Here is a 14,177-nt window from a genome sequence, read left to right as displayed (position 1 = left end):
CTAAAATCAAAAATCCCTTACGGTATTCCGTAAGGGATTGAAGTTGTTTCGCTTTTAAAAAATCTATCCCCAGGTTTTAGGGCAAGCGAATAACCAACACAAACATACGTTGCTTGGCACCTGTTATGTTACGGTTTCCCTTATTGTAGTTTTATATAAGACCTACATCTTTTACAATAGAAACTAAGTGGATAGAATTAATGGCTTTGAATTGGATTTTAAGCTTGTTAAGTCGCTTTTCGATGGAACTTAAACTACTTGGAGAGGTTTGGTTGTTTTTAAATTGAAAACTAATATCTTCTTGCGATAAACCATTCGATAATAGTTTGATGATATTTTTTGACATCATATTTTTTAACCCGCGCAGATCCACCTGAAATACCATTATCAATTTTATCCCATTGTACAGGAGCTTCTTCTAAAACATTCTTTTTTGGCTACAATTCTCCCTTTGATTTTTTCTTCCGAAGAAATAAATTGGCTGTTGAACTAACAGGGCAATAAGCGTGAAATGTTTATAAAAATAAAAAAGGTATGTACTTTCGCACATACCTTCTTTACAGACTTAGTCTCGATAGCATTTAAGCACTAAGTTGTTCTGCCTCTGTTTGTCTAACAGCCAAGGTATAAATAACAAGACCGAATCCTATTTTATTAATAGCATCTGCGATGTTATACAATACATCAATATTTAAACCTCCAAAGATCCCTTCGTACCATCCTGGTGTTCCAGCCATATATCCAATAGGATAAATTGCCCATCCTACTAATACAAACCAGCATAACATTTTATGCGCTTTAAGAACAGATCCACCTGCTGCTTTTGCAAGTTTTGCTGCGCCTCCAAGCCAGATTTCGTACACAATTGCAAAATATGCAATACCTGATACTAATCCCCAGATTTGAGCATTCTCAGGATCTATAGCTTCTCCAGCGTATCCAGTTATTAGCATTATTACAGAAAGAACAATAAGTTTCCATAAAAGTTTTGGTTTTGCGCCAGCGATTTTAAGGATGAGATAGAACTCAACACACATTAAGGGCACAGTTAATATCCAATCTACATACCTAAAGAAGGTAGGTGACTCGACATTTACAAACCAGTAATCGCGCATGTACCAGTAATGTACTGCGGCAATAAAAGTAATTAACCCTGATACTAAAATAGAAGTTTTCCATTTTCGGTCAAAGTCGTTCATGGTAAAGAAAAAGAAGGCAGATGCTGCCATCATAGCCATAGCTCCTATAAAGAAGGTAAAGCCTACGTAATCGTCTGGAGCCATTTTAGGAACCAAAGAAATCATTGCATTTAAGTTTTGCATGGTTGTATATATTTAAATTTTGTTCAACAAAGCTAAGCAATTGTTAAACAAAAAACAAATTAATACTATGTTAATATCTATGGAAATATTATCTATCTTGCAATGTATCATGGAAAAATACACGAAAATCGCAATAGTAATCACCTTTTTTAGCTTATGGCTCTCTGGATACTTTTCTAGTCCGTCACAACAAATTATTGGGCTTTTTTTAATTTTTTCACTGGGTATTTTGCACGGAAGTAATGACCTAAAGCTCATTTCAAAAGTAAATAGAGTCTCAAAACCTATCCAATTGGCCTTGTTTATTGGCTCTTATATAGGTACGGTACTCATTGCTAGTTTACTTTTTTATTACCTACCTAGCCTCGCACTTATTGCATTTGTTATTTTTAGTGCTTTTCATTTTGGTGAGCAACATTTTAATGCATTGCCACAAACAACTTCTATTTTTAATAAGGCCATGTTTCTGTTCTATGGTCTGACGATTCTATTTCTTCTATTTAACCTTAATAGCACAGCTACTTTAGAAATAATAAATTCACTCACTGGTTTTACTTTTCAAACAGAATGGTTTCGATGGATTATTGCTTTTACTTTGGTAATCTGGTTATTATTTGCACTGACTATGGTATTTCAAAACAAAATGACCTGGAAACGACTTTTGTTTGAGTTATTCCTTCTACTCGTTTTTGCTGTCGTGTTTAAAACGGCAACACTGATATGGGCATTTGCTATTTATTTTATTTTTTGGCACAGCATCCCTTCCATTTTTGAACAGCAAAATTTTTTGTATGGCGAAGTTTCCATAAAGACCTTTGTGACCTATGTAAAATCATCTTTCATTATTTGGCTGATTTCTATTTCTGCTATTGCACTTTTATTTTTCTGGATCCAAGATGAGAAAATCTTACTACCCTTATTGTTTGCCTTTTTAGGGGCTATAACATTTGCCCACTCCTTAACGATTTCTAAAATGTTTAAAATCAAAGGCTAATTAGCACTTTAAAAAATACAATCCTTTGCTACATAATATGATGTATCTCGCGAAAGTAAATTGACTCAAACTTTAAGTTTGAAAAAAGTTAAAGTAAGGTCTTTCAGATTTTCTAACTAATAATTATAGCTGTTCGCTATCGCAACAGAAGCCAGCTCTAGCGAACTAAAGCAGAGTATGCTAGCTTAGAATTACTATGTAACTAATACAATGCGATGTCGCAACTACTTAAAGTGTTGTTAAACAAAAAGCTGCCGAGATAAATAAATAATCCCTTACGGCTTAACGTAAGGGATTGAAGTTGTTTCGCTTTTAAAAAATCTATCCCCAGGTTTTAGGGCAAGCGAATAACCAACACAAACATACGTTGCTTGGCACCTGTTATGTTACGGTTTTCCTTATTGTAGTTTTATATAAGTCCTACATCTTTTGCAATAGCCACCAAATGAATGGCATTGTTTGCCTTAAACTGTATTTTAAGTTTATTTAAATGTTTCTCGATGGTACTTAAACTACTTGGTGAAGTGTTATTCTTTTTAAATTGAAAACTAATATCTTCTTGCGATAAACCATTCGATAATAATTTGATGATCTCAATATCGTAATCATCAATTTCTAAATCAGATTTATTATTTAATGCTTGCTCTAATTGAGGAGAAACATATGTGTTACCCTTAGCACAATTGATAATGGCCTCTTTTAGTTCGAATAATCCTTTTCGACCTTTACTTACATAGGCTTCAACATGATAGGTATTCATTAATGTTCTTACTCTCTGTAAGCGGTCCTCTATAGAATATACGATGATTTTTAAATTAGGAAACTCCTTTTTAAGTGCTATTATTAATTCTTCGCCTGAAGTATATGTTTGGTCTCTATAATCGCGTATAAAAGAAAGGTCTGTAATAAGAAGGTCGAAAGGGACATTGTCTAATGCTGCTTTTTTAATTTTAAGGTAGGCATCGTCGCAGTACTGTACTTGCTGGATGTCTGCAATATTTAATTCATTAATAACAGAAAATACTCCTTTATTAATACTTCCTAAATCGTCTGATGCAATTACTTTCTTAAACATGTTTAGATGGTGATTTTTACATTAAACCCATGATTGTTTTGAGAGGTAAAGGTAATTTTACCCGCTAAGGTATTTATACGGTTTTCCACATTTTGCAATCCATTTTGTTTTTTTATTTCGCAACCCACTCCATTATCATTATATTCAATTTCGACTTTATTATATGTTTGCTTAAATGCTAACACAACAAAATCTGCCCTGCTGTGCTTTTTCATATTGGTCATAAGTTCTTGTAACACTCTATAAATTGCCGTTTTTTTATTGTCTGATATTTTACTCCAATAAATCTTATTCAAATTTCTTGTGATTACATTTATGTGATCCGTTTTATAGCTGACTAATAAATCGTTTAATAAAGTTTCGAAGTTATCATGAACTTCTAGCACACTATTTTCTTTTGAGATATCCCTCGTTTTTGAATATATATTTTCTAGGTCATCTAGCACTTCATTATTTGAGGTAGCATCTGCTTGTATTTTTGTCATCACATGATACACATCATTGGCTACTTCATCATGCACCTTTTGAGCAATTCGTGTTTCTGTTTTGTAGATCTGCTCTATTTTACCCTTTTTATATTTGACTTTATAAATAAAGTATGAGGCTATTAATAACAGAAGTATAAAAATTGCTATTGCTTGATACATTCTTTTTAACCCTCTTTCTTTTTCCTTTAATAACTCAGCCTCTTGGGTTCTTTTTTTCTCCTCACCAATGTTAAATTTTATTGCTGCAAATTTATTTTCTTGTTGTAGTTTTTCATCAGCTAAACTATCTGTCAATTTTTTGTATTCTAAAATTTTAGGATCATCGTTTAATGCTACCATTAATGAGAGTGCTTCTTTTAGATAAGAGCTGCTATTTAATAATTTAGCAAGCTCATAGGTTTTTTCAACATACTTCCTAGCTTCCTTTTTGTTGTTTCTATCTAAATAATAATATGCAATATGTCTATTGCTTGAAAATATACCCTTTGTATCTTTATCTTTAATTCTTTCCTCTAAAACATTCAATAGCCCATTTAAAGCTTCAGGATCATCAATTTTTGAACGTGTATAATTAAGGTTGTCTAATGCTCTAAGTAAGGCTTCTCTGTCATCAAATTGTTTTCTTTTTTCAACAACAAATGAAAATTCATTAATCGCTAAATCATATAGTTTTTGATCTCTATGGATATTGGCTATGTTATTTATAATTGTAATACTATCCCTAGAATTTGCCTCATAGGAAAGTGCTTTTTTATAATAATCTAATGCTTGGTCGGTATTTTTAAGTATGCGATAAATTTTTCCAAGTTGATTATAAACTCCTGTTTTTATCTCGTTGGTCTCTGCATTTATTTGCAAATTTTCTGCAAGTTCTAATGATCTTACTGATGAAATTTCACTCTCATAAAAAAGACCTGAATCAAATTGATTTATAGCAAAACTTCTTAAACTTCTAATTGCAGAAAGAGTGTCTGCCTTTTGTAAATTTTCTTTTATTCTATCTTCAAAAAAGCTATACGCCTTTGCCTTTGTTAAGTCATTTTTTGTTTTAGGGTTTGAAAGAATCTCCTTATAATATTCTGTACTATCTATTACTTCCTGAGCAGATATAGAACTATTAACATTTAATAATGCAATACAAAAAAAGAGGAATGAAACTAAAACTTTCATTCCTCTAAATTAAAACTTATTTTTAGTTATTCTTTAAAAAATTAGTTTCCATTTCCATTTCCAGGTGGCGGAGGTGGAGGTGGTGGAATATCACCATCTTCACCACAACATACCTGTTGGGTTTGTAAATCTTCTTTAATGGTTTGTGGACTACAAGAAAAAATACTTGTAATAAGGGAAACCGTAAGTACTATATATATTATTTTTTTCATTTTGCATGTATTAAAAATTAGACATAGGTGTGGCTATCCAAGCTTTTTAACTTAGTTTTTTTGCTGAACAGCAACACATTAAATTTTAGAGACGTCTCTCTCTATTTTGAGAAGTTTGGAGCGCAGAAGTAACCAGATTTACATACTTCTCAATTTGTAGCACTAATTACTTTGCAGCTCCATTTGTTGAACTGAATAAATTCGTAAACCTTATTACGTTAAGGCAATATTCAATTCTGATACAAATGAATGAAGATGTGTTTGGAACCATTGGAAATAGAATGGAAACAATTTGGAAAATTAAATTCCAGAAGTTTTCTTAAATAAATTACAGTTTTATAAAACTAAAATGAAAACAACAATGTATAAAAAGTTAATTCTTGAATCCTTTGAGAAAGCAAAGTCTGAAATAGGTTCTGAAAAACCATCAAGCTTATCTAAGCATATTTCTGATGTATTATTAGAAGATTATAGTTTTCAAGTGAATGAAAGAACTTTAAGAAATTATAATAATGAAATAGAAAAGAATGACGGAGAAGAATTAAATGTCTCAAAAAGTATCGCTAATGAATTAACAAAATATCTAGGTTATGATAGCATTATAGATTATTCACAAAAAAACAAAAAGGGTAAAAAAAATAAAGCATTAAAAAATTATATTATTGGAGTTTTAATAGTGATTGCAACCTATTTTGGATTCAATGCAAATCAAAAAAAGTGCATGATTTGGAATAATGATCATTATGAGAAAATCTCTTGTGAAAAAGAAAATACAAAACCTATAGACAATAGACTTTTAAAATTATTCAAAAAAATAGACCCTAATCATGAAACCATTTTTTTTAATAAAAAGGGAGACGCTAGAATCTGGTATTATAAAAATGAAAAAGGAGATTTAGAGTTTTTTACCAATTTAGGGCTGCATCCGGAAACAGGTAAAACTCTTAAGCCTATTACTCAATATATGATTGATAAATATTTGTAGATGTATTTGAAGCATCTTGTATCTTCGCAAAAAAATTAAGCCATGCTACAAGCTGTTTTATTTGATATGGATGGGGTGATTGTTGACACAGAACCTCTGCATTGTAAAGCGTATTATTCGATGTTTGAAACCGTAGGAATTTCAGTTTCTAGAGAATTATACGAATCGTTTACTGGACAATCTACTATAGAAATTTGCAGAAAGCTTTGTAAACAATACCAACTTTCTGAAACGCCTGAAACTTTGGTTCGCCTAAAACGAGAAGCCTTTAAATATCTGTTTGCTACCGATCAAAGTTTGGCGCTTATTGATGGTGTGTTCGATTTAATAAAAGAATATCACAGTAAAGGGCTTAAACTTGTGTTGGCTTCTTCAGCTTCTATGAATACCATTAATTTTGTGTTTGACCGGTTTGATTTGAATTCCTATTTTATTGCTAAACTTAGTGGTGCTGACCTAAAAGCATCGAAACCGCATCCTGAAATTTTTATCAATGCTGCAAAAGCATCTGGTTTTTCTAAAGAGGAATGTATGGTGATTGAAGATTCTACCAATGGGATTATAGCAGCGAATGCTGCAGGGATTTTCTGCGTTGGGTTTAAGAGTCCGCATTCCAAGAATCAGGATTATAGTACTGCTGATTTAGTGATTGCTAGTTTTGAGGAGATACGGTATGATAAGGTTATCGATTTGATTTAATTTTAATTATTACTTTTTTCCATTGCTGAAAAAAGTAACCAAAAAAATCTAGCCTTATGAAAATACATCTAAATTATTCGATTATTACCTAAATTTTAAGAACTCATTCTCCTTTGTCGAATTTCAAACAGATTAAAGTTTTACGGAAATTTCACTTCTAATTTTATGATATATTTTCAATAGGACATTTAAAAAATGCAGTCGAATTAAATCCTACTTTGATAAGTATACAAATCAAAATACCTTCCTTTTTTAGCAATCAATTCGTCGTGTTTTCCTTGTTCCGCAATTTTCCCTTCTTCAATCACTAAAATCTGATCTGCTTGTTGTATCGTACTTAATCGATGCGCAATCACTAGCGTAGTACGGTCTTTCATTAAAGAATGTAAACTTTTCTGAATAAAAGATTCACTCTCTGTGTCCAGATTAGAGGTTGCCTCGTCTAATATAATAATCTTTGGATTTGCTAACAAAGCACGAGCGATTGAAATTCGCTGTTTTTGTCCGCCAGATAATTTTACCCCTCTTTCGCCTATAATGGTATCTAATCCATCTTCAAATTTATCTGTGAATTCATTTACATAGGCACCATTTACTGCAGTTTGAAGTTCTTCTTCGGAAGCATTTGGACGCGGAAATAATATATTTTCACGAATGGTTCCTGCATATAAGAAATCGTCTTGCAATACCACCCCTAAATTTAAACGAAAACTACTTAAGTTAACTTTTGAAAGGTCTTGTCCGTCTAATGTTACGGCACCTTTTGAAGGTTTTAAAAATGTTGCTGCTAAACTTGCAATGGTCGATTTTCCAGAACCGGAGGAACCTACCAATGCTGTGACACTCCCAGATAATGCTTCAAAAGAAATGTTATGCAGTACTTCTTTGCTTTCTTCATAACTGAAAGAAACATCCTTAAAAACAATATCACCTTTTATATCTTTTAAATAGGTTGTTCTCACTTTTGGGTCGTCTTCAACTGTCATTTCCATGAGCTCCTGCGTTCTGTCTAACCCTGCCATGGCTTCCGTTAGCTGACTCCCTATGTTACTCATTTGCACTATTGGAGCGATCATAAACCCTAAGAATAAGGTAAAAGAGATAAACTCCCCAAAAGTCATGGTATTATCCATCATAAAGTAACCTCCAATTCCCATGATTCCTGCGGATGCCAATCCTAACAAAAATGTTGAAGAACTCGTAATTAAAGCAGTCGCTGTTAAACTTTTCTTTACATTGAGGTATAATCTCTCTGCTCCTTCTTGGAAAGATTTGTTTTCTTGTTCTTCGGCATTAAAGCCTTTTATAACTCTTACTCCTCCTAATGTTTCGGTTAAACGTCCTGTAACCTCCGCATTAATTACCCCTCTTTTTTTAAATATTGGGCGTATATACCCGAATGCTTTCATGGCAATAATAGCAAAAATCCCTACCGGAACCAATACAAAAAGAGTCATTAAGGCATTTATTTTAATCAAAATTACTAAGGATATCACTGCAGTAATCGTCCCTCCTATAAGCTGAACCAATCCAGTACCCACTAAATTTCGAACTCCCTCTACGTCTGTCATTACTCTAGAAACTAGGGCGCCAGTTTTATTATTATCGAAAAAATTAATTGGAAGCGAAAGTAGTTTACGTTGCACTTGAGATCGTAACAAATAAATTAAGTGTTGAGCTTCTACACTTAATAAACGTGTTAGAGAAAAAGAAGTGACCGCTTGTACCAAAATGGCAGAACACACAATTAATATAAGCAACCAAAGTGATTGCATATCTTTTGAGGGAACTATATCGTCTATTAGAGTTTTACTAGCAAATGGGAGCACCATTCCAGCTAAACTTCGAACAATGATTAGGAATAAGCCAATTGAAACGATTTTTTTACGGGGCCAAATATATTCTTTAAATGCCCATTTATAGGATACTTTTTCTTTAGTCATACAAAAGATACACCCAATATTGAGCCAGAAACCAATCTATGACAATAAGACAAATAAAAGCAAATATTCTAATGCTTCTATGACTATATTTTTATAGTAATTATAAGTAAACTTATTTTGAGAAAGTGAGGTTCCTTTTCTAAATATTTCTGGATTCAGTACCGTTTTCATTCCGTTATTTTACATGTATCAAATCTCTTTTACATATTCCATGTTTCCATTTTAGATTGAATGATTTATTACTTTACTAGATTTTTTAATTCTGAAAGAGCATTTGCCTTTATGTTTTTATAAGTAATGGTTATTTCTAAAAATTATTTAACCTTCTTTTGTACTTTAGTCTAGGCGTTTATTAAAAAATGAATGTACCAGTTTTAAAACTCAAGTTTCAGAAATAGATTCGCTTCTGAAAATACTATTGCCTTTATCTATAATTTAAAATCCATTAAATATCTCGAGAGTATTGTTTATAATAACGTAATTCCATGAATGGATTTGAAAGGTTTTGAACAATATTATTCATCTACTTTTGCTTCCCAAACCCGCAAAACTAACTCATAACAAGTATTTTAGTTATTTAATCGATATATTAATAAATTATAGCTAGTTTTGCATAAAACTTATAAAAAAATTATATTTCTCCATCTGGTTTAGTAGACTGCTGATCAATTAATATCAAGTCCTATTATAGATGTTTATTTAAATTTATCCCCAAATTTAAATCAACCTGCATATTATAAACATCTAATTACTTTAAAAAACGTCATGAAAGTTATTTTAAAACACTTGCTCGTGCAGCTTATTCTATTGATTTCAACGAGTCTCTATGCACAAGTAGGTCTAGGTACCGAAGATCCTGATCCTTCTTCTGCTCTCGATATTTCTTCAAACAGCAAAGGGCTTTTAATGCCAAGATTAACAACCACCCAAAGAAATTTAATAGCATTTCCAGCGACAGGTTTAATGATATATAATACTACATTGAATGATGGCCAATTAAATATTGGAACTCCATCGGCAGCAAGTTGGATAGGCTTAAAAGGACCTAAGATTGATTCTGTTAACGAAGGCGATATTATTAATACCACATCCAATAGTGATCTGTTATTACAAGGCATGACAATCTCGCCTGAATCGGGCACTTACATTGTTTCATTTAATGCCCAGATAACAGCATTATTTGGTTCTGCCCAAGGTATTATTGATATGGACAGGATATATCAAGATTTAATGGCTATAACGGCCACGAATACAACTCACGGTCTTGTTTTTGGTAATGGAGAGAGTTTGCCTCCGGGCATCTATGACCTAGCTGGATCAGTATCAACTGCTGGAACACTTACGCTAGATGGTGGTGGAGACTCAAATTCTGTGTTTATCATTAGAGGTACCGGAGCATTTACTTCGGGAGCTGGTTCCACTGTAAATTTGATCAATGGAGCAAGCTCCAATAATATATTCTGGATGTCTGAAGCAGCACTATCTACAGGTGCGAACTCAATATTGAAAGGAACCTTGGTTTCTCCTGCTGGAGCAATTGCACTGGGAGCCAATACGAACCTTGAAGGGAGGATGCTTTCAAAGGCAGGGGCATTAAGTATAGGAGTCAATTGTGTTCTTACTGCTCCATTAGGTGATTCTTATATTGAATTAAGGAGCCTTTCCTCATTTGCAATGTTTACCTCTAATGGAGCAGTTACAGATGATGAAACTTCTACGATCACTGGAGATATTGGCACTGCATTAGGAGCTCTGACAATTTTAAGCACACATACTGGGGAACAATACCCTGCGGGCACATCAGCAACTAACTCAACTACTACTACTTATTGTATTTATCAAAATGGGAGTGAAGTAGTTAATTCTAGTAGAACAGTTAATTCAGATAGCTCAGTGGTGTCTCTCCAAGCAATGGTTACTACTCTAACTGAAGGGGAGGCCATTGAAGTACGATGGAGAGTTGATACTGGTGAAGCGACGCTTGATAATAGAAGCTTATCATTGATTCGTTCTGGATATTAGTTGCTATGAATTTAAAAATAATAAATTTCAGTGTTTCTAAACAATTTCGAGCAGACTACAGGTCAATTAATATTGCATCCTATATAGATGATTATTTTTTAGCCTTATTTTTCAAATTTAATTTAACTTATATACTATAGCATAGCTAATTTCATTAAATAAATCCTCATGAAAACTATTTTAAAATATTCCCTAATACAGCTTATTCTATTGATTTCAAGCAGTCTTTATGCTCAGGTTGGTATAGGGACAACAACACCTGACGCTTCTTCTATGCTAGATATTTCTTCCACCAGCAAAGGGCTTTTATTACCACGATTAACCACGTTACAAAGAGATAATATCACACTCCCAGCGACAGGCTTAATGATTTTTAATACTACGTCAAATGATGGTCAATTAAATGCTGGAACTCCCTTGGTGCCACGATGGATAGGTGTCAAAGCACCTAAGATTAATTCTGCTACTGAAAGCAATAGCATTGGTTCCACATCCACTAATACTTTGTTGGTGCCAGGTATGACACTCTCGCCTGAATCGGGCACTTATATTGTTTCATTTAATGCCCATGCGCCAAATCAACTATTTAGTTCAGGACAAGGTGTTATTGATATGGACGGGATATACCAAGCCATAACAGCTATGCCAAACGGCACAACTCACGCTCTTGTTTTTGGTAATGGAGAGACTTTATTTCCGGGTGTCTATGACGTGGCTGGAGCACCATCGATTGCAACTGGAACACTTACACTAAATGGCAATGGAGACCCAAATTCTCTGTTTATTATTAGAGGTGCCGGTGCATTTTCTACGGCAACTGGCGCAATTATAAATTTGACCAATGGAGCAAGCTCCAATAATATATTCTGGATGTCTGAAGCAGCTCTATCTACAGCCGCTAACACAATAATGAAAGGAAACTTGGTTTCAGGTGCCGGAGCAATTGCATTGGGAGCCAATGGGAGCCTTGAAGGAAGGATGCTTACAAAAGCAGGAGGATTAAGTATCGGAGCGAATAGCACAGTTACCCCTCCATCGGGTGTTTCGCCTATTGATTTAGGAATCCTTTCCTCATTTGCAATGTTCACCTCTAGCGGTGCGGCTTCAGGAGATGCAACCTCTACGATCACTGGAGATGTGGGCACCGGAGAAGGAGCACTGACCGTTTTAGGAGCTCATTATGGGGGACAATACCCTGCTGGTTCAACAGAGAGAAGCTTAACTACTGCGTACTGTATTTATCAAAATGGGGTTGAAGTGGTTAATTCTAATAGAACAATTAATTCAGGGAACTCAATGGTGTCTCTACGTGCAATGGTAACTACCCTAACTGCTGGGGAAGCCATTGAAGTGCGGTGGAAAGTTTATACTGGCGAAGCGAGGCTTGACAATAGAACCTTATCATTGATTCGTTCTGGATATTAATTACTTTGAATTTATTCCCCAAATTTAAATCAGCCTACATATTATAAACAGCTAATTACTTAAAAAAAACCTCATGAAAGTTATTTTAAAATATTTCCTAATACAGCTTATTCTATTGATTTCAACCAATCTTTATGCTCAAGTAGGTATAGGTACTGAAGATCCTGATCCTTCTTCTGCTCTCGATGTTTCTTCAAGTAGTAAAGGGCTTTTAATGCCAAGATTAACGACGTTAGAAAGAGATGACATAACACTTCCAGCGACAGGCTTAATGATTTTTAATACTACCTCAAATGATGGTCAATTAAATATTGGAACTTCCTTGGCGCCAAGTTGGGTAGGCCTTAAAGGACCTAAGATTGATTCTGTTAACGAAGGCGATATTATTAGTAACATATCCACTAATGCTTTGTTAGTATCAGGCATGACACTCTCGCTTGAACCGGGTGATTTTCTCGTTTCATTTAATGCCCAGCACAAGACCGTAGCAATTGATCAACCATTTAGTTCTGACCAAGGTGTTATTGATTTAGACGCAATATACCAGGCCTTAACAGCCATACCAAGCGGCACAACTCACACTCCTGTTTTTGGTAATGGAGAAAATTTGCTGCCAGGCATCTATGACGTGGCTGGAGCAACTTCGATTGCTGGAACACTTACGCTAGATGGTGGTGGAGACTCAAACTCTGTGTTTATTATTAGAAGTACGGGTGCATTTACTGGTGGGTCTGCTTCCACTGTAAATTTGACCAATGGAGCAAGCTCCAATAATATCTTCTGGATGTCTGAAACAGCGCTATCTACAGGCGATAACTCTGTAATGAAAGGAACCTTGGTTTCTCCTGCCGGAGCAATTGTATTGGGAGACAGCGCGAACCTTGAAGGAAGGATGTTTACAAAGTCAGGAGCAATAAGCCTAGGAGCGAATAGTACTCTTACCGTTCCATCGGGTGTTTCTTATATTGATTTAGGGAGCCTTTCCTCATTTGCGATATTTACCTCTAATGGTGCGGTTTCAGATGTTGTAACTTGTATGATCACTGGAGATGTAGGCACTGCATTAGGAGCATTGACAATATTAGGTGCACATTCTGGAGAACAATTCCCTGCTGGCACAACAGCAAATAACTTAATTACTACTGCTACCTACAGTATTTATCAAAATGGGGTTGAAATAACCAATTCTAGTAGCACAATTAACTCACTGAACTCAGTAGTATCTCTCGAAGCAAAGATTACTTCTCTAAACGCAGGGGAAGTAATTGAAGTGCGATGGAAAGTTGATTTTGGCGAAGCGACACTTGACAATAGAATCTTATCGGCGATTCATTCTGGAAATTAGTTTCTTCAATTTAAAACTAATAAACTCAGTGTTTCTTTAAAATTTTAATATGCTTTTACAGCAAGGCTATTAGCAAATTTATATCTAGTATGCCTATGGCATCCAACGTTATGACTTTACCTTCCAGTGCTAGAAGTATTGTGAATCACTATGAGCCTGAAACCAAAGGAAAAGAATGCATTACCTTTAAGATAAATTGATCTCGTTAAGGAAATGTTTGATGGAAGATGCTATAAAATGATAGTGAATGACTTGTTTTATTTCTATCAATACCATAGTATATATATTAAATATATAATGTATTGCCTATAAACAGCAAAGCTTATGAGAAAGTCTCTTGAAAATGATATATAAAGTTCTTTTAAATTAAAAGCACTAAGATTATTTGAGTTAGTTGACTTTATGCTATTAATGTCATCATAAGAAATGGTTATTTTTACCAAGTTTTTAATCTTCTTTTATATTCTAACATCTAAGTTCACTAAAAAGAGCTTTCC

General features: G+C 34.0%; 13 protein-coding genes. 6 read left to right on the top strand and 7 right to left on the bottom strand.

Features of this window, described 5'->3' with window-relative positions; all coding sequences use genetic code 11:
• Window positions 1-151 precede the first annotated feature (151 nt).
• Window positions 152-349 carry a hypothetical protein gene (locus ABXT64_RS07785; protein ID WP_443632366.1) on the bottom strand — a complete coding sequence of 66 codons (198 nt, stop codon included), beginning with the start codon at window positions 347-349 and terminating at the stop codon, window positions 152-154.
• Between the two features lie 232 nt (window positions 350-581).
• Window positions 582-1,322 (bottom strand): bacteriorhodopsin, encoded by a 741-nt coding sequence (locus ABXT64_RS07780; RefSeq protein ID WP_443632365.1) that lies wholly within the window; start codon window positions 1,320-1,322, stop codon window positions 582-584.
• Window positions 1,323-1,401: 79 nt separating this feature from the next.
• Here ABXT64_RS07780 and ABXT64_RS07775 point away from each other — a divergent pair, with 79 nt between their 5' ends.
• Window positions 1,402-2,316, top strand: coding sequence for a Brp/Blh family beta-carotene 15,15'-dioxygenase (locus ABXT64_RS07775; protein WP_443632364.1), 915 nt, complete (start codon window positions 1,402-1,404; stop codon window positions 2,314-2,316).
• Between the two features lie 409 nt (window positions 2,317-2,725).
• Here the strand turns inward: ABXT64_RS07775 and ABXT64_RS07770 are convergent, their stop codons facing one another.
• Genes ABXT64_RS07770 through ABXT64_RS07760 form a run of 3 tightly spaced genes read right to left on the bottom strand, consistent with a single transcriptional unit; the run spans window position 2,726 to window position 5,261 of the window.
• A complete protein-coding gene (locus ABXT64_RS07770; protein ID WP_443632363.1) occupies window positions 2,726-3,391 on the bottom strand; it encodes a helix-turn-helix transcriptional regulator in 666 nt (221 codons plus the stop codon).
• Between the two features lie 2 nt (window positions 3,392-3,393).
• Window positions 3,394-5,049, bottom strand: a complete 1,656-nt coding sequence (locus ABXT64_RS07765; protein ID WP_443632362.1) for a tetratricopeptide repeat-containing sensor histidine kinase — start codon at window positions 5,047-5,049, stop codon at window positions 3,394-3,396.
• Window positions 5,050-5,090: 41 nt separating this feature from the next.
• Complete coding sequence (locus ABXT64_RS07760; RefSeq protein ID WP_443632361.1) at window positions 5,091-5,261, bottom strand: hypothetical protein; 171 nt, start codon at window positions 5,259-5,261, stop codon at window positions 5,091-5,093.
• 349 nt (window positions 5,262-5,610) lie between these two features.
• On the opposite strand from ABXT64_RS07760, the gene ABXT64_RS07755 reads away from it, so the two are divergent.
• On the top strand, window positions 5,611-6,246 hold the full coding sequence (locus ABXT64_RS07755; RefSeq protein ID WP_443632360.1) for a hypothetical protein: 636 nt from the start codon (window positions 5,611-5,613) through the stop codon (window positions 6,244-6,246).
• A 42-nt stretch (window positions 6,247-6,288) separates the two neighbouring features.
• Window positions 6,289-6,945, top strand: coding sequence for an HAD family hydrolase (locus tag ABXT64_RS07750; RefSeq protein WP_443632359.1), 657 nt, complete (start codon window positions 6,289-6,291; stop codon window positions 6,943-6,945).
• A 206-nt stretch (window positions 6,946-7,151) separates the two neighbouring features.
• Here ABXT64_RS07750 and ABXT64_RS07745 read toward each other — a convergent pair whose 3' ends face one another.
• Window positions 7,152-8,888, bottom strand: coding sequence for an ABC transporter ATP-binding protein (locus ABXT64_RS07745; RefSeq protein WP_443632358.1), 1,737 nt, complete (start codon window positions 8,886-8,888; stop codon window positions 7,152-7,154).
• 36 nt (window positions 8,889-8,924) lie between these two features.
• Window positions 8,925-9,059 (bottom strand): hypothetical protein, encoded by a 135-nt coding sequence (locus ABXT64_RS07740; protein ID WP_443632357.1) that lies wholly within the window; start codon window positions 9,057-9,059, stop codon window positions 8,925-8,927.
• A 621-nt stretch (window positions 9,060-9,680) separates the two neighbouring features.
• Here ABXT64_RS07740 and ABXT64_RS07735 point away from each other — a divergent pair.
• The 3 genes from ABXT64_RS07735 to ABXT64_RS07725 all read left to right on the top strand — a co-directional run bounded on the left by ABXT64_RS07735 (window position 9,681) and on the right by ABXT64_RS07725 (window position 13,680).
• Window positions 9,681-10,910 (top strand): ice-binding family protein, encoded by a 1,230-nt coding sequence (locus ABXT64_RS07735; protein ID WP_443632356.1) that lies wholly within the window; start codon window positions 9,681-9,683, stop codon window positions 10,908-10,910.
• A 168-nt stretch (window positions 10,911-11,078) separates the two neighbouring features.
• Window positions 11,079-12,335 carry an ice-binding family protein gene (locus tag ABXT64_RS07730; RefSeq protein WP_443632355.1) on the top strand — a complete coding sequence of 419 codons (1,257 nt, stop codon included), beginning with the start codon at window positions 11,079-11,081 and terminating at the stop codon, window positions 12,333-12,335.
• Between the two features lie 73 nt (window positions 12,336-12,408).
• On the top strand, window positions 12,409-13,680 hold the full coding sequence (locus ABXT64_RS07725; protein ID WP_443632354.1) for an ice-binding family protein: 1,272 nt from the start codon (window positions 12,409-12,411) through the stop codon (window positions 13,678-13,680).
• Window positions 13,681-14,177: the final 497 nt, after the last annotated feature.

Source organism: Candidatus Marifrigoribacter sp. Uisw_064, assembly GCF_047730175.1.
GTDB lineage: Bacteria > Bacteroidota > Bacteroidia > Flavobacteriales > Flavobacteriaceae > Marifrigoribacter.
Note: the sequence above shows the minus strand (reverse complement) of the source record. Positions and strands in the feature narration are given on the sequence as shown.